Raw genomic sequence first — 20,183 nt, forward strand, 5'->3', positions numbered from 1 at the left:
CGCCCCTGCCGGGTAATTTGTCCCCCCGGCCACCGGCGGTGCCTATCTGGGGTGGCCACTACACGGCAATGCCTCGGCCGAGCATGGCTCGGCACTACACGGCAATGCCTCGGCCGAGCATGGCTCGGCGCTATCTCGGCTTGTTCAGTCCGCTTCGGGGCGGTTCAGGGCCGAAGTCATCGCAGCGGCGTCTTCGCGGCTGAGGAACAGGTACTCCAGCTCGGCGCTGCCGAACTTGTCCTCCAGTTCGTGCATGCGCACCGGATGATTGCCGAAGCGGTAATGGGTGCTGCCGTCATCGATGTTCTCGATGGCATACACGCCGAACGACGGCGGATTTGTCAGGGTACCTTCCAGCCTGACGGATGCAGGGTCGATGGAGCGCTGGATGAGGCTTTCTAGGTCGATCATGGCGTAGCAACAGGGCTGATTGGGGGATATTTGGGGGAAGTGGAATCGTTGGCGCGTCCCACGTCAATGTGTCTCATGTTTCCAGTGGCGCCGCTTGCCGTCGGACAACCACTCAATGGCCTGGGCGATACGCCGCTGGCGGGTACTTTCGCGTTTGGCCTCGCCTATCCATTCCAGATAGTCGCGTTGGTATCCAGGGGGAAACGATTCAAACTGTGCCTTGGCGGCCGCCGCACCGGCCAGCGCCTCGGCAAATGCCGGGGGCATTGGCAGGGGCGCTCGGGGGGTTGCCCGCGGGCGGGTTACGCCAGCATCGATACGTTGCATGGCGGCATGTAGCTGGCGGGTGAACTCGCGCTTGCCGGGCAGGTCGCGGAGCGACTGCAGGCGGCCGTACTGGCCCATCGCCGTGTCATCGCCGCTACCCGCCTCGCGCTGCCAGAACCCCAGCGTGGCGTGCGCCTTGAATGCCGCCATGCCACAGAGCAGCTTGCCGTTGTACAGGAAGGCCGGCATGCCCCATTTGATGGCCTCTTCCACCGCGGTGCAGCCGTTGTGCACGCGCTGGCGGATCTCGCGCAGGATCGGCTGCGCGAAAGCGGCGGCATCGGCGATGTAGGTATCTACGCGGGGGTCTGTGATCGGCATGACTGGCCTCGGATGGGTGCAGCCTGCCGTTAGTTTCCCGTTAAAACAAGCCCATCGTGGCGATGGGCTGTAATGCCAGCTGATTTGGCATGGTCAGGCGCGGCGGGTCTTCCTTGCCAGGCCGCTGCACAGCGCAATGAAAGCGGTGAAGGCGGCCATCGAGAGGAACTGCAGGCGGGTCTCCGGGGTGCTCAGCAGCAGCGCGAAGATCAGCCCCAGGATTGCCAGCGCCAGCACCGTCAGGTAGGGGAAGCCGGCCATGCGGAACGGCAGCGGCGTGCCCAGGCGCTCGGCGCGACGGCGCAGGATCAGCTGCGAGACCAGGGTGATGGTCCAGACCAGCAGGCAGGTGGAGCCGACCACGTTGAGCAGCACCGGCAGCACCTTGTCCGGAAACACCAGCTCCAGCACGGTGGCGGCAAAGCCGAACAGCACACTGGCCAACACCGCCAGCACCGGCACCTGGCGGGTATTGGTCAGGCCCAGCCAGCGCGGGGCCTCGCCCCGTTCAGCCAGCGAATAGATCATCCGCGAGGCGCCGTACAGGTTGGCGTTCAGCGCCGACAGCAGGGCGATCACCGCGATCAAGGTGATGGCAGTGGCCGCGCCGGGGATGTTGGCGACCTGCAGCACGGCGGCGAACGGCGATTTGAGGGTGGGGCTGTTCCACGGCACCACGGCGATGATCACGCCGATCGAGCCGATGTAGAACACCAGGATGCGCCAGGCCACGGTACGGATGGCACGGGCCAGGCTGCGTTCCGGGTCCTGGGTTTCGGCCGCGGCCACGGCCACGATCTCGGTGCCGCCAAAGGCGAAGATCACCACCAGCAGCGCCGCGCCGATGCCGGCCAGGCCCTTGGGCATGAAACCGTCATGGCCGGTGATGTTGGCCAGACCGGGCGAAGGCACATTGGGCAGCAGGCCCAGCAGCAGCGCGATGCCGATCAGGATGAAGGCGATGATGGCGCCGACCTTGAGGATGGCGAACCAGAACTCGAACTCGCCGTAATTGCGCACGCCCAGCAGGTTGATGGCAGTGAACACCACCATGAATGCCAGCGAGGTCAGCGGTACCGACAATTGCGGCCAGACCGTACTGAGCAGACCGGCCGCGCCGACGGATTCGGCGGCGATCACCACCACCAGCTGCGCCCACCACAACCAGCCGACGGTGGCGCCGGCAGTGGCACCCAGGGCATCGGCGGCGTAGACCGAGAATGCGCCGCTGGCGGGCCGTGCGGCGGCCATCTCGCCCATGGCGTGCATCATGATGATGACCAGGGTGCCGGCCACCAGGTAGGAGATCAGTACCGCCGGGCCCGCGGCCTGGATGCCCACGCCTGAGCCCAGGAACAGGCCGGCACCGATGGCGCTGCCCAGCCCCATCATGATCAGCTGGCGCGGCTTGAGCGCGCGTTCCAGTTTCTGCGAAGGGGCGGTGGCCGGGGCGGGAGACGTGCTGGGCATCGGCGGGTTCTAGGACAAGAAGAGGGCGACACGATACCGCGTCCGCCCACTGCAGTGGCTGTGCCGTTGGTGGGGATTGGCATGCTGCCGGTACGATGGAGGTCCCGGCGCGCATGTGCGCCTGCAGCAACGGGTGCGCGGATGCGTGGTCTGGATTTCAGTTCCTGGCAGGGCCTGCTGTCGACGCTGGTGGGTCTGGCGATCATCACCCTGATCGGCGTCGGCATCCGCTTGCTGGTGATGCAGGCGGTGCAGCAGAAGCGCGAAGCCGCCAATCGCCAGATCAACGAACGGCTGAAGACCCTGATTGCGGCCTACAAGACCTTGGGCGGTTCCTTTACAGGTGATCTCAGCGTTGACCCCAGCCACCTGCGCGATCTGCGCCGACGTGCCGCCGAACTGGCGCAGGGACAGACCGCTACGACCGCCGACGGTGCCCTGCTGTTGCCAAGCCCGGATCCAGGCGAGGCGGGTGAGCGGGCGCGGCGCATCCGCGATGCGGTGGAGGCGGCGCTGTCGGACGTGATCCTGCTGGGCACCGAGGAGCAGGTGCGGCTGGCCGCGCGCGCTGCCACCGATATGGTCGAGGGCCGGCCGATCCATACCGCCGAGCTGGTGGTGTCACTGCGCGACTTCGTCCGCAGCGTGCTGGACCTGGAGGTGATACCGGCTGCCGTCGCCATTCCCCGCCAAGGGCCGCTGCGGCCGGCGGGCAGCGGTAGCGGCAACAAGGGTGCGGGTAAAGGCGCCGACAAGGACGCCGCGGGTGGTGGCAAAGGTGGCGGTGCCGGCGGTGGCATGGGCGGGATGGGTGCCGGCATGGGCATGGGCGCCGGACTGGGTTACGGCGCAGGACGCGGTAGTGAGGATGACCCGGAGCGCGGCGCCTGAGGCCTTACAGCAGACCGGGAATCAGGCGTTTGGTGCGTGCCGCATAGGCACTGTAGGCGGGCCCGAAGTGGGCTGCGAGGAAGCGCTCTTCCTGCCGCAGTTTGACCCAGAACGAGGCGAACACGATTGCCACGGCGATCACCCCGCGCCAATCGCCAACCATCAACGCGGTGCCGCTGAACATCAGCAGGAAGCCGCTGTAGATGGGGTTGCGCACATGTGCATACGGCCCGCTGCTGATCAGCTCATGCGCCTGTTTGATCTGCACGTTGCCGCTCCAGTTGCGACCCAGCTGCCAGCGCGACCACAGCGCGAGTGCGGCACCTGCCACACACAGCAGCAGGCCCAAGGTGTAGATCGGCAAGGCGTGCGGGACGAACTGCTCACGCAGCCAGCTGTGGCCGAACCATTGGCCCGGACCGAGCAGCAGTACCGCGATGAGCAACGGCAGCCAGTACGCCAGGAACTGCCGCGCACGCGACTCGTTGCGGCTCACCGGTTTGGCGCGCAGTGCGGTGATGGCCCAATAGCCAAGCACCACGGCCCAGCACAGCAGCAGGCCGAGATGGAAGACGGTTGGCATTAACAACTCCGTCATCGCGGAACCGACGCTCAGTTTGATCCGTGCCGTGTCAGCTGCTTGTGAGCTGGAGTGGCTGTGGGCCGAACCGCGCGCTGCGGTATGAAGCCGCTTTGGTTCGATCGGCTGAAATCAGTGGTGGCGCCGAATGAAGCAACGGCGCCTTACGGCGCCGTTGTCGGTTCAACTTACTTCCAGCGCGACTTGCCGCGGATGTAGCGGGCGGCGTCTTCCAGCGAGGTGGGCAGGTACTCCGACCACAGGTTCGGCGGATAGGCGTTCTGGTAGGTGTCGTAGACGTCGCGGAACAGGTCCATGTGCACGACAGGTTGGCGCTTGCGCGCACGCAGTTCGGCGATCGGCACGCGGCCCAGCACCAGGGTTTCTTCCTTGCTCTGCGCTTCGGCGATGGCCTTGCCGGTGGGGTCGTACAGCGCGGTGCCGCCTGAGCCCGGGTCGTCGAAATAGGGACCGTTGTCCGGCGAGATCGAGTTGTTGACGATGGAGGAGTAGACGCCGTTGTACATCGCGCAGGCGGCGATATCCATGTCCGAGAAGCCGCCGGAGGCGGTACGCAGGAACACTTCGGCGCCCTTGAACGCCATCGCCCGGAACAGTTCAGGCTCACGCTGGGTGGAGCTGGTGCAGATATTGCCGAGTGGCGTGCGGGTGACCGGCACGACGGCATCGCGGCCATACATTTCCACGTAGCGGTCGAGCACGTCGTACGTCGTGGTGGTGAACAGTTCGAAGTCCGGGAAGGCGCCCTTGAGGTTGCGTGCCTTCCAGTGCTTGTCCACGATCTCGCCCTTGTCGTTCATGATCGTGGTGATGGACAGCACATGGCCCGGCCAATCCGGGTCGGTGGCATAGGCGCCGAACACGATCCAGGTGCCGTACTGGCGTGCCTTGGCGGCGATGGCCTCGGTTTCTTCGCCGGGGATGGTGATGGCGAACTTGAGGATTTCATCGCGGGTCCACTTGCGCCAGCCGGTGAGCGGGAATTCGTGGAACTGCAGCAGGTCGGGCTTGGCGTGGTAATGCGCCTTGTCGATGAGCTCGAGCATATGCGCCAGGTTGCGCTTGGTGCCGGCCTTCCATTCCTTGGCGTCGAAGCTGTGTACGCGCGACTGCACCAGGCCCAGGGTCCAGGCGGGCTTGGCCAGTTCAACCGTGGCGTAGGTGCCATCGGTGCGTTCGTTGAGCGCATCCGGGCCCTTGCCCATTGCGGCTTGTGCCGGTGCCGAGGCACCCAGCAGGGACGGGCCGACTGCGCCCAGTGCGGCCAGGCCGGCGGCACTGCCCAGGAAATGTCTGCGGGTGTTGCTCATTGGGTACCTCGGTGGTTGATAGCCTGGATCATGTTGGTTGCAGTTGCAGTTGCAGTTGCAGTTGCAGTTGCAGTTGCAGTTGCAGTTGCAGTTGCAGTTGCTTGTGCAGTTGCTTGTGCTGTTGCTTGTGCTGTTGTTCTTGATCCCTTCTCCCGCTTGCGGGAGAAGGTGCCCCGAAGGGGCGGATGAGGGGAGCTTTTAGAGCTTTAAAAGCTTGCCCTCACCCCAACCCCTCTCCCGCGCGCGGGAGAGGGGCTCAAGCAGTCCTTGCAACGTTCAAACAAACTCGGGGCGCCTTGGCGCCCCGAGTCATCATTTCAGTTGCGAAGTCAGATCGGGTCGCCGTTGAAGCTCTCGCCCTTGATCTTCTGCCAGTCGCGGCTGACGAACTTTTCGTCGATCAGCGTGCGCTGTACCAGTACGCCGTTCTTGTACCAATGCCAGATGCGGTTGCGCAGCTGGCCGCAGTCGGAAAGCTGGATCATTTCGTACAGCTCCAGGCCTTCCTCGCCTTTGCGCTTCCAGTACAGCATCACCGTGCGGTGGTAGTCATCCAGCGGCACTTCGGCGGCCCAGCCGTAGATCAGCTCGTTGTCGAAGATGACGCGGCCAAACTCGTAGCGGGTCGGGAAGTCGCGCACTTCCACCTTGCCGTCGGCCCAGCTGTAGTGGTTGGTCTGGTGGTAGGGCAGGTTCTCATCGGCCGGGAAGCGGCAGATCAGGCGCGACTTGTGTTCGTCGATCTTGTCGCCGTTGGCGTCGTAGTAACGGTAGACGCCATCCCAGACGCCTTCGTGGCGGGCCAGCAGCGGCAGGTGCAGTTGCATGTTCGGCATTGCGGTTTCCTTGTTGGTCGTGTTGATGTCATCAGTTGAGGCTTGGCCTCATTCGTTGCGAAGTGCATCCATCACTTCTTCCATCGGCACGTCCATAGCACCGCCTTCCAAAGCCTCGGTTTCCTGCTGCACGATGCGCAGCACCCGGGCGATGTATTCCTTCATCCACAGCGTGCGCTGTGCTTCGGCCTCACGGTCCGGGCGGAACTGGTCCAGTTCCTCGCGGCTGAGCAGGCCTTTCTGTTCAATCAAACGTTCCAGCGCATCCAGGCGCTGGTGGGTGACGGCATTTTCCATGGCGATGGCCATGGCAATGGACAGCACCCGCTCCACGTCCGGGTCCTTGAAGAAATAGGGACGCTTGCCGCGGGCGCGGCTGCCGGCCAGGGCGATCGGATCGATGCTCATGCTTTCCAGGCTCCAAACATGGTCCACAGCGCGGCACGGCCGTGGTCTTCGCCGCTTTCGCTGGCCACCGGGAAGATGTCCCGATCGACCACGCCGCGGACCTTGGTTTCGAAATAACGCTCGGCATCGAAGCCGGCCGCAGCCATCATCTGGCGCAGGTCGTACTCGTGCATCACGCTCCAGAACGGCTCGTTGTTGTTGTACGCATCCCAGTCGCGGATGAATTGCTCGTAGGGGTCCATGCCGTGGTACTGCGGCTGCTCCAGGTGGGCGGTGAGGCCGCCCGACGCCAGCAGGCGGTGGATCTCGCGCAGTTTGCGCGGCATCGCCGTGGCCGAGCTTTCATGCCAGAACATGGCGGTGGTGATCAGGTCGAAGGAACCGTCCGCATAGTCCAGCGCTTCACCATTGGCCTGGCGGAAGCTGATGTTGTTCACCCCCAGGGCGCGGGCGCGCGCATGGGCGTAGCGCAGCATCGGTGCGGCCACGTCGATGGCGACCACCTCGGCATCCGGGAAGGCCTGCGCCAGCGGCACGATGTTGTGGCCGACCGTGCAGCCGATATCGAGGATACGACGCGGCTTGAAGCCGGGGTGTTCTTCCTGCAACCACTGCGCCAGCGCCTGGCCACCGCCATCGTTGTAGCGGCCGAGCATGCCGCCGGTGGTGGCGAAGATGCCGCAGTCGTAGTTGGCGGCCGCTGATACGTCATCGGCCAGCAGCTCGGTGTGGTAACCGCCGGGCATGCAGTGGATGTCCACCGCGCTGGAATAGCGCGGCACCTTCACCGAGGCATCCAACTGCAGGCCATCGTCGCTGGCGTTGAGTGCGCGGGTCTTGTCGATCAGCGCGTTCACCTGCTTGAGCACCAGACCACGACCGGCCTGCTGGCGCATTTCCATGCTGCTGCGGCGCAGGGCGCTCCAGGTCTGGTAGATCGCATCGCCGGCCATCGCCTTGCGCACTTCGTGACGGGTTTCCGGGGCGCGGCCCTTGTCCTTCTCGAACGCCGGCTTCACCCGCTGCTCGTAGGCCAGCTTGACCTTGGGGCTGAGCTGGGTGGCCAGGTAGCCATTGAGGTTGGCCAGGAAGTCGAAGCGGGCGGTGTCATCCAGCGCGCTATCGGGGAACGCCGCGTGGCGGCCCACGTGCTGCCAACTGGGGGGCAGGGCTTGCTGGCTCATGGCGACTCCTTGGAAGGCTTCAAGTTCTAAAGTTATATCTATATGTCATGTAGGTCTGGTCGGGGTCAAGCGGCCAACTAATACCTGAGCCCTTGCGCCTTCGTACTGGCGGAAATCTCCGCCAGAACGGTCTATCAGCCTATCTCCCGGCATCATCCGTATCCCGAATTTCTCAAATGTCCGGACAAAAAGCCAGTGCCCATTTTCATGGCCTGGGCGGGCGCTTTGTTGTTGCAAAGCAACATCTTGCGCAGTGCCCCCCGTGCTTGCTGTTGCTGGGTTTTCACGGCGTCCAGCAGTGCTGCGGGGTCGGCGATAAAGGTTCTACAAATGATTGGACAAACATGTACTAATGATATAGCTATATGTCATCTTTGATGGGTCGCAGGCCCGTCTTCCGTGGTCCGGGGCAGGCCAGCGCGCTGGCTTCATTGCTCCACTTCAACCGGGGGGTTAGACGTGATTCGAATGTCATCGGTTTTGCTGGCTGCCGCAATTGCACTTTCGCCACAGGCGAAAGCGCTGGATCTGCAGTCCGAACAGGGCAGCGTTGAAGCAATGGTCAAGCTGCGTTGTTCGCTGGACCCCAAGCAGGAAGAACTGCTGTGGTGGGCCGGCACCCTGTTCGCACAGGAGCCAGGGCAGAAGCCGGCGCCGCTGCTCGGCTTCGAGGGCTACAACATCTGCCGTGCGGAAAAGCAGGCCGATGGCGTATGGCGGCTGTACACGCGCGAACTCACTTTCTACCGCGACCTGAAGACCGGCAAGATCATCGACAGCTGGGACAACCCGTTCTCGGGTGAGCGCAACGCGGTGGTGCAGGTCGCCAACGACCCGGTCAACACCGTGCTCAATGCGCCGGGCCGTCCGCTGCACCTGCCGTGGGTGGAAGCCGGCGACCAGGTGATGTTGACCCTCAACATCCCGCTGGCCTATCCCAACCCGCTGCAGCCGGCCGAGTTCCCGGCCGAGTCCAGTGGCCCGACCTACATGGGGTCGGAGCACTTCATGTTCTTCGCGCCCCGCGCGGATCTGGAAAACCCGGCCCTGAAGAGCGTGCCGGTCACCTACGGCTGGACCCGCATCGGTCCGTGGCTTCCCTGGATGAAGCTGGGCACCCGCCCGGGCAATCTGCTGTACATCGCGCAGGGCAACAAGCGCGCATCGGTCAGTGAACTGCCTGCCGACATCCAGGAACTCGTCCGTACCCGCTACCCCGAGTACGCACGCGCACCCGAAACCTGGGTGCAACCCAACGTCACCAGCTGGAGCTACTACAAGCAGCTCAAGCAGGACGCGGCGGCGAAACAGCAGGACTGAAGTACGGAAACAACGGACGGAACCCTCCCCCAAGACGGCGCATCCATCCTCCCAATCCATTCCGATCAAACTTTCCAGTCGGGAATCCCATGAAGACCATCAAGCCAGACCTGCTGTGCTCCTCGATCGCCCTCGCGCTGCTGCTGTGTGCGGGCAACGCCGCCGCTGCCGACAGCGACGAAGCGGGCGCGCCGCCGGCAGCCAACAGCGATGCCGTGCACAGCCTCGACCAGATCACCGTGACCGCGCGTGGCGTGTCCGAGCCGCTGCAGCAGATGCCGCTGCCGATCACCGCCATGTCCGAGCAGACCATCGAGAAGAAGGGCCTGACCGACGTGCGCGACATCGCCAACCTGTCGCCGAGCTTCTCGTTCAAGTCCGGCTACGGCCGCGGCTTCGACCGTCCGGTGATTCGCGGCATGTCCAACATCCAGGGCGAGGCCAATGCATCGTTCTTCATCGACGGCATCTACGTTGAAGGCGATATCTCCAGCTATGGCCTGGAAAACATCCAGCGCGTGGAAGTGATCCGTGGCCCGCAGTCGGCCGCGTTTGGCCGCCGTACCTTCTCCGGTGCGGTCAACTTCATCACCAAGCGTCCGGGCAGCGCGCCGGGCGGCAAGCTCACCCTGGGCGCGGGCAACTACGGCCAGGAAAAGATGGGCCTGTTCTATTCGGGCGCCAATGACGATGGTTCGTTCGGCTACGACGTCAGCCTGAACAAGCGTGGCAATGACGGCGTGTTCTACAACCAGGCCTCGGGCAGGAAGGACCTCAACGGTACCGAGACCATCAGCGGCATGGCCGCCATCGCGTGGTCGCCGACCGACGCACTGGACATCACCGCGCGGGTGATGAAGCAGAAGAGCCGCGACCAGCACTTCGCCGCGGCCCGCCTGGGCAGTGACAACCTCAACTGCTACCTGCCGGAAGAAACCGGCGGCCTGTACTTCGGCCTGTATCCGATCCTGGAATCGCGCCGCCGCGGCTATTACTGCGGTGAGCTGACGGCGCCGTCGGACTACGCGCTGAACACCAGGGAATTCGAGACCGCCGGTTACTTCTCCGGCCGCAAGACCGACCTGCTGCGCACCAGCGTGGTGGTGGACTATCTGTTCGCCAACGGCTGGAACCTGACCTCGACCTCGGCCTACAACAAGAGCGAAACCTATGCCGCCAGCGACCAGGACTACAGCGCCATCCGCGGTTACGGCGGCGCGTTCGAGAGCTTCAGCAATACGGGGGTCAAGAACTGGTCGCAGGATATCCGCCTGACCACCGACCAGAGTCTGGCGGTGTCGGGCATGCTGGGCGCGTATTACTACAAGCAGGATGCGCAGCCGGGCTGGGGCGGTGACCTCACCGGTTACACCATTGGCGGCAACAAGGTGGTCACTGCCATCCCGACCAATCCGGATGACCAGACCATCAACAAGGCGATCTACGGCCTGATCAACTGGCACATCAACGACCAGTGGACCACCTCGCTGGAAGGCCGTTATGCACGCGATGAAATCAGCAAGGGCGGCACCGATGTGCGCGTGCTCGGTGCGAACACCTATCGCCAGACGTATGCGCTGGACAAGACCTTCAGCAGCTTCACCCCGCGTTGGACCTTGAGCTACCAGGCGCGTGAGAACGTGAACCTGTACGGGCTGGTGTCCAAGGGCAACAAGCCGGGCGGCTTCAATACCGACGTCTACCGCGCCGACTTCCAGGAAGCCGATCGCGACGCGCTGATCGCGCGTGGTTTGAACACCTACAAGGAAGAAGAGGCCTGGAACTACGAGCTGGGCATGAAGAGCGATTGGCTGGACGGCACCCTGCGCGTCAACGCCAACATCTACCAGATCGACTGGACCAACCAGCAGCTGACCGAAACCGGCCCGGTGATCCGCAAGAACGGCTCGCTGTTCTCGACCAGCTACACCACCAACGTCGGTGAGTCGCGCATCCGTGGCTTCGAGCTGGAAAGCCAGTGGGCGTTCGCGCAGGGTTGGCTGGCCAGCCTGGCGTACTCGTACACCGATGCCGAGATCCTGAAGTTCATCAGCCAGGACCAGGCCGATCTGTTCTCCAGCAGCAAGGCACCGACACTGGCTGACCCGGCCGCCGATGCTGCCGGCGCCACCCTGCCGCGCGTGCCCAAGCACAAGGCGACGCTGGGCCTGATGTATGACGGTGCACTGGCCAATGGCTGGGAATACACCGCCAACATGGACATCAACTACGAAGGCAAGCGTTACATCCAGGTCGACAACCTGGCCTATATCGGCGCTTCCACCCGTACCAACTTCCGCTTCAGCATCCGCCCGACCGAGCAGCTGCAGGTGTCGGCCTACGTGACCAATGCGTTCAACGACCGCACCCTGGAAGACGCACAGCGCACCATCAATCCGGACGCCTACGTGGCAGTGCCGGCGGTGCCGCCGTTGACCGGACTGGCGGTGACCAACCTGCGCGATTTTGGTTTGACACCTTCGCTGCCGCGTATGTATGGCGTTGAGGTCAGTTACAAGTTCTAAGAGTTTTGCGTGGGCTGGGATGTCTAGCGGCGTCCCAGCCCGCGTGTAACGGGCTTTACCGATGCTCCATCAGATCGTCATTCCCGCGCAGGCGGGAATCGCTCTGGCTTTTGCTTTTGAATTTCTGGAGGGGTGTGCAAGAGCAAGAGCGAAAGCGAAAGCAAGAGCGAAAGCAAGAGCGATTCCCGCCTTCGCGGGAATGACGGCATTTGAAGCAACAGCAACTGCAACAAAACAAAGCACTCCGCACCCAGCAGGCAGAACCAATGCAACGTCGCGATTTCATCAAGGGAGTTTCTGGCATGGCCGCACTGTCATTGCTGCCGGGCATGCTGCATGCCAAGGTGCCGAGCAGCGATGTGATCGTGGTTGGCGCCGGCCTGGCTGGCCTGGCTGCCGCGCATGCGCTGGAAGCTGGCGGCGCCCGCGTTACCGTGCTGGAGGCCAACCCGCGCGTTGGTGGCCGCCTGCAGACCGTGGTGCGCAACGGCATCCGTTTTGAAATCGGTGGGGTGGAAGTCGGCACCGGCTACGAGCGCGTGCATGCCCACGCCAAGCGCGTAGGTGTGGTCATCGTGCCGCCCTCGGCCGCGCTGCCCACCGCCGCCGGGCTGGGCCTGGCCATCGGCGATGCACTGGTGCCGGCCACGCAATGGGCTGAAAGCCCACTCAATACCCTGCAGGGTCGCGAGCGCAGCCTGCTGCCGCCGATGCTGCTGGCCACCGCCATGGGCGAGCTCGGCCTGCCGGCAGTGGACAGCTGGCGCGACCCTGCCAATCTCTCGCTGGATATCCCCCTGTCGCAGTTGATCGCCAGCAAGGGCTGGTCGTCGCAGGCGCTGCAGTGGATGGATATCGGCAACAGTTTTTCTTCGCTGCAGACCATCAGCGCGCTGGATGCCCTGCGTCGCGATGCGCTGCGGCGGTTCGGCTCGCGCGGCACCGGTTGGGTGCAGGGTGGCAGCCAGGCCTTGCCGGAGGCGATGGCCGCCTCACTGGCACAGCCGCCGGTGCTGGGCGCGCAGGTCAGCCGGGTCGAGTCCGGCCGTGCCGGCCTGGAGGTGCGCTGCCTTGACGGCCGCCGCTTCCGCGCCGCGCACCTGGTGCTGGCCCTGCCCAGTGGCCCGCTCAGCCGTATCGCCATCGACCCGGCGCCGCCGGTCGGCCAGCAGGAGGTCTGGGCGGCACGTCGCTCCAATGCGGTGACCACCGTGCACCTGCATCCGACCCGCGCGTTCTGGGAAGACGACGGCCTGCCCTTGTCGCTGTGGGGCGATGGCCCGTTGCAGCGCGTGTTTGCCGTGCCCGGCGCCGACGGCCAGACCAACCGCCTGATCGTCTGGCTCAACGGTGCCATGGCCCAGCACGCCGACAGCCTGGACCGCGAGGCCCGGTTTGCCTGGGTCATCAATGCCATGGAGCGCCTGCGCCCGGCCGCCAAGGGCGCGCTGCTGCCGCTGGAGACCCGCAGCTGGGGCAATGACCCGCTGGCCGATGGCGCGTTCTCGGAGATCGCCCCGGGCCGTTTTGCCGAAACCCTGCGCTGGGCCAACACCCCGTTCGGGCGCATCCACTTCGCCGGCGAGCAGACCGAACTGCAGGTTCCGGGCATGGAAGCGGCCGTCACCTCGGGCGAGCGTGCGGCTGCAGCAATTCTTTCGGCCTGATTGAACTACCTTATCCCCTACCTTCCGGGCGCGGATGCGCCTTCCAGAGACAGTAATGAGCCTGAAGACACTGAACCCCTACGATTTGTTCGACGTGCGTTCGCTGCTGAGCGAGGAAGAACGCGCTGTACAGGATTCCGTTGCCCGTTTCACCGACGAGCGCGTGCTGCCGATCATCGGCGACTGCTTCGACCAGGGCCGTTTCCCCAATGAGCTGATCCCCGAGATCGCCGACATGGGCCTGCTCGGCAGCTCGCTGCCGGAACAGTACGGCGGCGCCGGCTTGAACAGCGTCAGCTACGGCCTGATCTGCCAGGAACTGGAGCGCGGCGATTCCGGCCTGCGCAGCTTCGTCTCGGTGCAGAGCTCGCTGTGCATGTACCCCATCTATGCCTACGGTTCGGAAGAGCAGCGCATGCGCTGGCTGCCGGACATGGCGCGCGGCAAGGTGATCGGCTGCTTCGGCCTGACCGAAGCCCATGGCGGCTCCGACCCGGCCAGCATGAAGACCCGCGCGGTGAAGGACGGCGCTGACTGGGTGATCAACGGTTCCAAGATGTGGATCACCAACGGCTCGGTGGCCGATATCGCCATCGTCTGGGCCAACACCGACGAAGGCGTGCAGGGCTTCGTCATCGAGAAGGGCACCCCGGGCTTCACCGCCCAGGAGATCAAGCACAAGATGAGCCTGCGTGCCTCGGTGACCGGCGCGCTGTTCTTCGACAACGTGCGCGTGCCTGACGCCAACCGCCTGCCCAATGTGAAGGGCCTGAAGGGACCGCTGGGCTGCCTCACCCAGGCCCGTTACGGCATCACCTGGGGCCCGCTGGGCGCTGCGATTGCCTGCCTGGACGAAGTGCTGGCCTACACCAAGGAGCGCATCCTGTTCGGCCGCCCGGTGGCCGCCACCCAGAGCGCGCAGATCAAGATGGCCGACATGGCCCGCCGCATCACCGCCGGTCAGTTGCTGGTGCTGCAGCTCGGTCGCCTGAAGGACGCCGGGCAGATGCAGCCGCAGCAGGTCTCGCTGGCCAAGTGGAACAACTGCCGCCTGGCCATCGACATCGCCCGCGAGTGTCGTGACCTGCTCGGCGGTGCCGGTATCACCACCGAGCACGGTGCGATCCGTCATGCGCTGAACCTGGAGTCGGTGATCACGTACGAAGGTACCGAGACCGTGCACCAGCTGGTGATCGGCCGCGAGCTGACCGGCATCAACGCGTTCTGATGATGGACGGCCTGCACAGCACCATGCAGGCCGTCTGCCTGCGGCAGGTTCCACAAGGCCTGCCGCAGCTGCAGGATTTTGAAATGCAGCAGCTGCCGTTGCCGGTGCCCGGCGATGGCCAGCTGTTGGTGCGGGTGCAGTGGTTGTCGCTGGACCCGTTCCTGCGTGCGCAGCTCGGCGGCCGTTACGCGCTGCCCTGCCCACCGCTGGGCAGCATCGTGCCGGGCTACGGCATCGGCACGGTGATTGCAGATCGCAGCGGGCGCTACCAGATCGGCGACGTGGTTACCGGCATGACCGGCTGGGCCGAATTCGCCGCCATTGATGCAAACACCGCCGCCGTGGTGGATACGGCGCTGGCACCGGCCAGCACCGCCGTTGGCGTACTCGGTATTCCTGGGCTTACCGCCTGGGCCGGCGTGCGCAGGATCCTGCAGCCAAAGGCCGGCCAAACCCTCCTGGTATCCACCGCCGCCGGCGCGGTTGGCAGCGTCGTCGGCCAGCTGTGCAAGGCCGCCGGTTGCCGCGTGGTCGGCATTGCCGGCAGCGCGCAGAAGTGCGCCATCGTCACCGATGAATTCGGCTTCGATGCCTGTGTCAGCTATCGCGATGCGGACTTTGCCCAAGCCCTGCGCGCCGCCTGCGCGGACGGCATCGATGGCTATTTCGACAATGTCGGCGGCGCGGTGCTGGAGGCCGCGTTGTCGCTGCTGCGCCTGCATGCACGGGTGGTGCTGTGCGGGCTCAGTGACCAGTACAACCGCGCCGAACGCCCGGCCGGGCCCAACCTGGGGCCGGTGATTGGGGCGCGTGCACGGCTTGAAGGCCTGGTGGTCTACGACCATCTGGCCGACTTTGCGCAATGCCGCGCGGAGCTGGCGCAGATGATCGCCGCAGGCACGCTGCGCTACCGCGAACATATCCACGACGGGCTGGCCGCTGCGCCGGCTGGTTTCATTGGCCTGCTCAAGGGCGAGAACCTGGGCAAGGCGCTGGTACGGCTTTAAGGAATACGCATGACCCAGATCCAACGCCGTTTCGTGTCCGTCAACGGGCGGCAGGTGCATTACCGTATCGCCGGCAGTGGCCCGGCCCTGCTGTTGATCCACCAGTCGCCGCAGAACTCGCGGATGTGGGCGCAGATGCAGCAGCGCTATGCCGACCGCTACACGGTGATCGCGCCGGACACGCCCGGTTTCGGCTATTCCGATGCCTTGCCCGGCAACCCGATGACGATTGCCGAGTTCGGCGCTGCAACCCTGCAGTTCGTCGATGCGCTGGGTCTGCAGCGTTTTGCCGTGTTCGGCATGCATACCGGCGGCCTGATCGCGACCTGGCTGGCCTGGGCCAATCCCACGCGTGTGGCCGCATTGGTAGTCGACGGCTATGCGGCGTTCACCCCACAGGAATCCACACTGTACGGCGATGCCTACCTGCCGCCGTTCGTGCCGCAATGGGATGGCTCCCACCTGCGCTGGCTGTGGTCGCGCATGCGTGAGCAGAAGTATTACTTCCCCTGGTATGACGGCCGTGCCGAAGCGGCCATGGCGATTCCGCCTCAGACCACCGAAAGCAGCCGCGAAACGGTGATGGACGTGCTCGACGTGGGCGATACCTATCGCGCCGGTTACGCCGCCGCGTTCCGCCACAACGACCACCATTGGCTGGGTGAGCTGCAGATGCCGTCGTGGCTGGTCTACCGCCATGGTGATCCGCTGCTGGCACATATGCCGCGCCTGCGCGACCTGCCGGCCAATGTCACGGTGCTTGAAGAACCCAACGGCATCCCCGCGATGCAGGACGGCATGGACGGCTGGTTGGCGCAGACCCTGGCCAACGAACCGGCCTTTGTCGAAGCCGCCGCTCCGGCGCTGCCATCCAACACCTGGCAGCGCCGCATCATCACCACCGGCGCCGGTGACATGGCGGTGTGGGAACGGGCAGGGCAGGGCGTGCTGCGGCTGTGCCTGCATGCCCCCGGCACGCGACCGTTGTCGCCGTTGCAGATCGACGCTGGCGACAGCGCCTGGCTGCTGCCTGACCTGCCAGGCCATGGCGCGTCCTGCGAAAGCGAAGGCGCGCTGGACGCCGCCACCCTGGTGGCCGCACTGCTCGCCGCCATTCCCGCCGACAACGCCCTGCCGCTGGTGATCGAAGCGCACGGCGCTGCCGCCGGCTACGTACCTGCGCTGGTGCAGGTACTGGGCGCAGCGGTTGCCGAGGTCGTACTGCATTCGCCCTGGCTGCTCACCGCCGAAGAACAGGCCTTGCTGCTGCAGGGCCTGCCGAGCACTGTCATTGATCGCGCTGGTGGCTATCTCTGCGATGCCTGGCAGTGGGAGCGCGAGCGCCACCTGCTGTGGCCGTGGCTGCCGCCCAGCGCCGCCGCGCGTCGCCGCGTGGACGCACCGGCGCCTGCGCGGGTGCACGACAACGTGGTGGAGCTGCTGCGCCTGGGCAGCCGCCTGCACGGGCTGTTGCGCGATGTCACCCACCCCGACCTGGCTGCCCGCCTGCGTGCCTTGCCGGTGCTGCTGCGCGTGGTTGGCGATGCCGAATCCGATTACCAGGGGCGCGCTGCCGCCCTGTCTGCCTGAGCCGAAGGACCCCCATGAGCAACGACACCGCAACCGCCGTCATCGACCGCCTGCAATCCAGCTGGGGCGGCAGCATCGTCACCGATGCGGGCGAGCTTGAGTACTTTTCCACCGACGTCTATTCGCAGGGCAAGCCGCTGCTGGCGGTGCTGCGCCCGAACGACACGCAGCAGCTGGCCGATGCGGTCAAGCAGCTCACCGATGCCGGTGTGGCGGTCATCGCCCGTGGCGGTGGCATGAGTTACACCGGCGGCTATACCGCCGCGCAGAGTCCCAGTGTGCTGGTGGACACCGGCACACTGGACAAGATCGTCGAGATCAACCTGGAAGACGCCTATGTGGTGGTCGAGGCCGGCGTCACCTGGCGCGCGCTCAAGGAAGCGCTGGATGCCAAGGGCGTACGCACGCCGTACTTCGGGCCGATGTCCGGCTCGCATGCCACCGTGGGTGGCGGCATGTCGCAGGGCGCGATCTTCCACGGCACCGCGCGCTATGGCTGCTCGGCCGATGTGGTGCTGGGCCTGCAGGTGGTTACCGCCAATGGCGACATCCTCACCACCGGTTCGGCGGCCGCGGCCAATACCAGCCCGTTCTTCCGTTGGTACGGGCCAGACCTGACCGGTTTGTTCCTGGGCGACTGCGGCCTGCTCGGCATCAAGACGCGCATCGTGCTCAAGCTCATTCCCAAGCATGCGCATATCGACTACCTGTCCTGGCAATTCCCGACGGCCGAAGGTCTGTTCGGTGCCCTGGGTGTGCTCTCGCGGCATGGCCTGGCCAGCGAAACGGCCGCCTTCGACCCGGCGCTGACCCGCGTGCGCATGCGCCGCGCCGGCCTGTCCAGCGACGTCAAGGCGCTGACCAACGTGATCAAGAAGGGCGGCCTGATCTCCGGCCTGAAGCTGGCGGTGAAGGGCCGCGACATCGTTGACCAGGAGCAGTTCTCGCTGCACATCACCCTGGAAGGCGACAGCGCCGCCGAGGTGGCCGATCGCGTGGCGCGTGCACGCAAGCTGGTGGGCGAGTTCGGTGAAAGTATCGAACCGTCGATCGCCAAGATGATGGCGGCCAATCCGTTCGCGGCCTGGAACTCGATGCTCGGCCCGCAGGGCGAGCGCTGGGCGCCGGTGCACGCGCTGGTGCCGCATTCCAAGGCCACCCGTATGTTCAACGCCCTGCAGGACCTGTTCGCGCGCGAGCAGGAAACCATGGACAAGCACGGCCTGTTCATCGGCACCCTGCTGTCCAGCGTGGGCGCGCAGACGGTGGTGATCGAGCCCTGCATCTACTGGCCGGACAGCCACAACGCCTTCCACCAGCGCACCGTCGATGCCGACCACCGCGAGCGCATCGGCTGCCCGGGTGAACACCTGGACGCACGCGCGGCGGCCGACACCCTCAAGCGGCAGATCGCCGACACCATGCGTGCGCATGGCGCGGCCAACCTGCAGCTGGGCAAGTTCTACGACTACCGCGCCGGCCGTGACCCGGCGGCGTTGGCCGTGCTGGATGCAGTCAAGAACCAGCTCGACCCCAAGGGCCTGATGAACCCTGGTGTGCTCAGCCGCTGAGGGTGCGCTCTAGCCCCTCTCCCTCCGGGAGAGGGGTTGGGGAGAGGGTGGGCGCAGCCTGCTGCGACCTGCGACCTGCGACCTGCGACCTGCGATCACCGACCAACGGCCAGGCCCAACGCCTGGCCGTTCGCGTAGGTGCCGGCGGAACTGCCCAGCCTGAACCCCCGTCACGTCCATGGCTGGCCGGTTTCCGTACCATCGGCAACAATATGCCCGCCTGATCCCACCCGGACGGCCCACGTTCGATGCAGATCGGACCGCCACCCGCATCCACCGAGACACTGTGAAAACACCCCAACAACTGCAGGTACTGATAGACGACGGCGTCATCGACGAAGTGCTGCGACCACTCAAGAGCGGCAAGGAGGCGGCGGTCTATGTCGTCCGCAGCGGCGATGAAGTCCGTTGCGCCAAGGTCTACAAGGACATGGCGCAGCGCAGTTTCCAGCAGCGCGTGCAGTACCAGGAAGGCCGCAAGGTCCGCGGCAGCCGCGAGGCCCGCGCCATCGGCAAGGCCAGCAACTACGGCCGCAAGCAGGCCGAAGCGGCGTGGAAGAACACCGAGGTGGACGCGCTGTACCAGCTGCGCGATGCCGGCGTGCGCGTGCCCGAGCCGTTTGGCTATTTCCAGGGCGTGCTGGTGATGGAACTGGTGACCGATGCCGAAGGCTATAGCGCTGCGCGCCTGGGCGAGGTGGAGCTGGGCGCCGAGCAGGCCGCCGAGTTCCACGCCGTGCTGGTGCAGCAGGTCAAGCTGATGCTGTGCTGCGGCCTGATCCATGGCGACCTGTCGCCCTACAACGTGCTGGTCGGGCCGGATGGCCCGGTGGTGATCGATTTCCCGCAGGTGGTCAGTGCAGGTGGCAACAATGCCGCGCGCACCATGCTGCTGCGTGACGTCAACAACCTCACCGCCTACCTGGGCCGCAGTGCGCCGGCGTTGCTGGATACCTGGTATGGCGAGGAAATGTGGGAGCTGTTCCAGGCAGGTGATCTGCTACCCGACACCGTCCTGACCGGGCAGTACACGCCGGACGAACGTGCGGTTGACCTGGACAGCGTGCGTCACGCCATCAACGATGCCCGCGAAGAAGCACTGATCCGCCAACAAGGGCGCGAAGCCGCCGCGGAAGAAGAAGGCTACTAAGGTAGTGCCGAGCCATGCTCGGCAGGGGCTTTCCCAGCAATCCACCAGCCCTGTAGGAGCGGCGTAAGCCGCGAAGCCAGCAGCGCTGAAAGGCCACAAAAGCCAACCCCTCCCCAACCCTCCCCTCCGCCTGCGGCGCAAGGGAGGGGCAGAAGCGGTAGTGCCGAGCCATGCTCGGCAGGGGCTTTACAAGCCATCCACCACCCCAGTAGGGGCGGCGTAAGCCGCGAAGCCAGCGGCCCCAGAAAAGCCGCAAAAGCCAACCCCTCCCCAACCCTCCCCTCCGCCTGCGCAAGGGAGGGGGCAGAAGCGGTAGTGCCGAGCTATGCTCGGCAGGGGCTTTCCAGGCCATCTGCAGCCTTCTTG

17 protein-coding genes are annotated in these 20,183 nt (G+C 65.3%); 9 read left to right on the plus strand and 8 right to left on the minus strand.

The genetic code is table 11. The features are described 5' to 3' along the window. Positions 1-144: 144 nt before the first annotated feature. From AC1VXC_RS18900 to AC1VXC_RS18910, 3 genes are all read right to left on the minus strand, one after another. Positions 145-411 carry a hypothetical protein gene (locus AC1VXC_RS18900; protein WP_313171323.1) on the minus strand — a complete coding sequence of 89 codons (267 nt, stop codon included), beginning with the start codon at positions 409-411 and terminating at the stop codon, positions 145-147. Between the two features lie 63 nt (positions 412-474). Then, complete coding sequence (locus AC1VXC_RS18905; protein WP_481539453.1) at positions 475-1,059, minus strand: YdeI/OmpD-associated family protein; 585 nt, start codon at positions 1,057-1,059, stop codon at positions 475-477. Positions 1,060-1,152: 93 nt separating this feature from the next. Further along, positions 1,153-2,529 (minus strand): amino acid permease, encoded by a 1,377-nt coding sequence (locus AC1VXC_RS18910; protein WP_313171321.1) that lies wholly within the window; start codon positions 2,527-2,529, stop codon positions 1,153-1,155. Between the two features lie 141 nt (positions 2,530-2,670). Between AC1VXC_RS18910 and AC1VXC_RS18915 the strand changes: the two genes are divergently transcribed. Beyond that, positions 2,671-3,420, plus strand: coding sequence for a hypothetical protein (locus tag AC1VXC_RS18915; protein ID WP_312916869.1), 750 nt, complete (start codon positions 2,671-2,673; stop codon positions 3,418-3,420). Positions 3,421-3,424: 4 nt separating this feature from the next. Here AC1VXC_RS18915 and AC1VXC_RS18920 read toward each other — a convergent pair whose 3' ends face one another. From AC1VXC_RS18920 to AC1VXC_RS18940, 5 genes are all read right to left on the minus strand, one after another. After that, entirely contained in the window at positions 3,425-4,003 is a 579-nt protein-coding gene (locus AC1VXC_RS18920; protein WP_293706673.1) for a methyltransferase family protein, read from the minus strand. A gap of 185 nt (positions 4,004-4,188) precedes the next feature. Next, entirely contained in the window at positions 4,189-5,331 is a 1,143-nt protein-coding gene (locus AC1VXC_RS18925) for a nitrilase-related carbon-nitrogen hydrolase (protein ID WP_481539454.1), read from the minus strand. A 329-nt stretch (positions 5,332-5,660) separates the two neighbouring features. Beyond that, positions 5,661-6,167, minus strand: a complete 507-nt coding sequence (locus AC1VXC_RS18930; RefSeq protein WP_293706675.1) for a hypothetical protein — start codon at positions 6,165-6,167, stop codon at positions 5,661-5,663. Positions 6,168-6,215: 48 nt separating this feature from the next. Further along, a complete protein-coding gene (locus AC1VXC_RS18935; RefSeq protein WP_293706676.1) occupies positions 6,216-6,575 on the minus strand; it encodes a hypothetical protein in 360 nt (119 codons plus the stop codon). After that, positions 6,572-7,759 carry a class I SAM-dependent methyltransferase gene (locus AC1VXC_RS18940; protein ID WP_481539455.1) on the minus strand — a complete coding sequence of 396 codons (1,188 nt, stop codon included), beginning with the start codon at positions 7,757-7,759 and terminating at the stop codon, positions 6,572-6,574. Before AC1VXC_RS18940 ends, AC1VXC_RS18935 begins: the two co-directional genes overlap by 4 nt. A 468-nt stretch (positions 7,760-8,227) precedes the next feature. Here AC1VXC_RS18940 and AC1VXC_RS18945 point away from each other — a divergent pair, with 468 nt between their 5' ends. From AC1VXC_RS18945 to AC1VXC_RS18980, 8 genes are all read left to right on the plus strand, one after another. Next, positions 8,228-9,079 (plus strand): DUF1838 family protein, encoded by an 852-nt coding sequence (locus AC1VXC_RS18945; RefSeq protein ID WP_312370121.1) that lies wholly within the window; start codon positions 8,228-8,230, stop codon positions 9,077-9,079. Between the two features lie 89 nt (positions 9,080-9,168). Further along, on the plus strand, positions 9,169-11,604 hold the full coding sequence (locus AC1VXC_RS18950; protein WP_481539456.1) for a TonB-dependent receptor: 2,436 nt from the start codon (positions 9,169-9,171) through the stop codon (positions 11,602-11,604). A 302-nt stretch (positions 11,605-11,906) separates the two neighbouring features. Then, positions 11,907-13,271 carry a flavin monoamine oxidase family protein gene (locus tag AC1VXC_RS18955; protein WP_481539457.1) on the plus strand — a complete coding sequence of 455 codons (1,365 nt, stop codon included), beginning with the start codon at positions 11,907-11,909 and terminating at the stop codon, positions 13,269-13,271. A 55-nt stretch (positions 13,272-13,326) separates the two neighbouring features. Beyond that, the gene (locus tag AC1VXC_RS18960) at positions 13,327-14,499 is read left to right on the plus strand and encodes an acyl-CoA dehydrogenase family protein (protein ID WP_313644681.1); all 1,173 of its coding nucleotides are present in this window, start codon (positions 13,327-13,329) and stop codon (positions 14,497-14,499) included. Further along, positions 14,499-15,506 carry an NADP-dependent oxidoreductase gene (locus AC1VXC_RS18965; RefSeq protein WP_481539458.1) on the plus strand — a complete coding sequence of 336 codons (1,008 nt, stop codon included), beginning with the start codon at positions 14,499-14,501 and terminating at the stop codon, positions 15,504-15,506. Before AC1VXC_RS18960 ends, AC1VXC_RS18965 begins: the two co-directional genes overlap by 1 nt. 9 nt (positions 15,507-15,515) lie before the next feature. Then, a complete protein-coding gene (locus tag AC1VXC_RS18970) occupies positions 15,516-17,096 on the plus strand; it encodes an alpha/beta hydrolase (RefSeq protein ID WP_481539459.1) in 1,581 nt (526 codons plus the stop codon). A gap of 14 nt (positions 17,097-17,110) precedes the next feature. Continuing rightward, on the plus strand, positions 17,111-18,667 hold the full coding sequence (locus AC1VXC_RS18975; protein ID WP_481539460.1) for an FAD-binding oxidoreductase: 1,557 nt from the start codon (positions 17,111-17,113) through the stop codon (positions 18,665-18,667). Positions 18,668-18,953: 286 nt separating this feature from the next. After that, entirely contained in the window at positions 18,954-19,817 is an 864-nt protein-coding gene (locus tag AC1VXC_RS18980) for a PA4780 family RIO1-like protein kinase (RefSeq protein ID WP_313171304.1), read from the plus strand. Positions 19,818-20,183: the final 366 nt, after the last annotated feature.

The sequence above is a fragment of the Stenotrophomonas sp. STEN033 genome, from assembly GCF_056856655.1.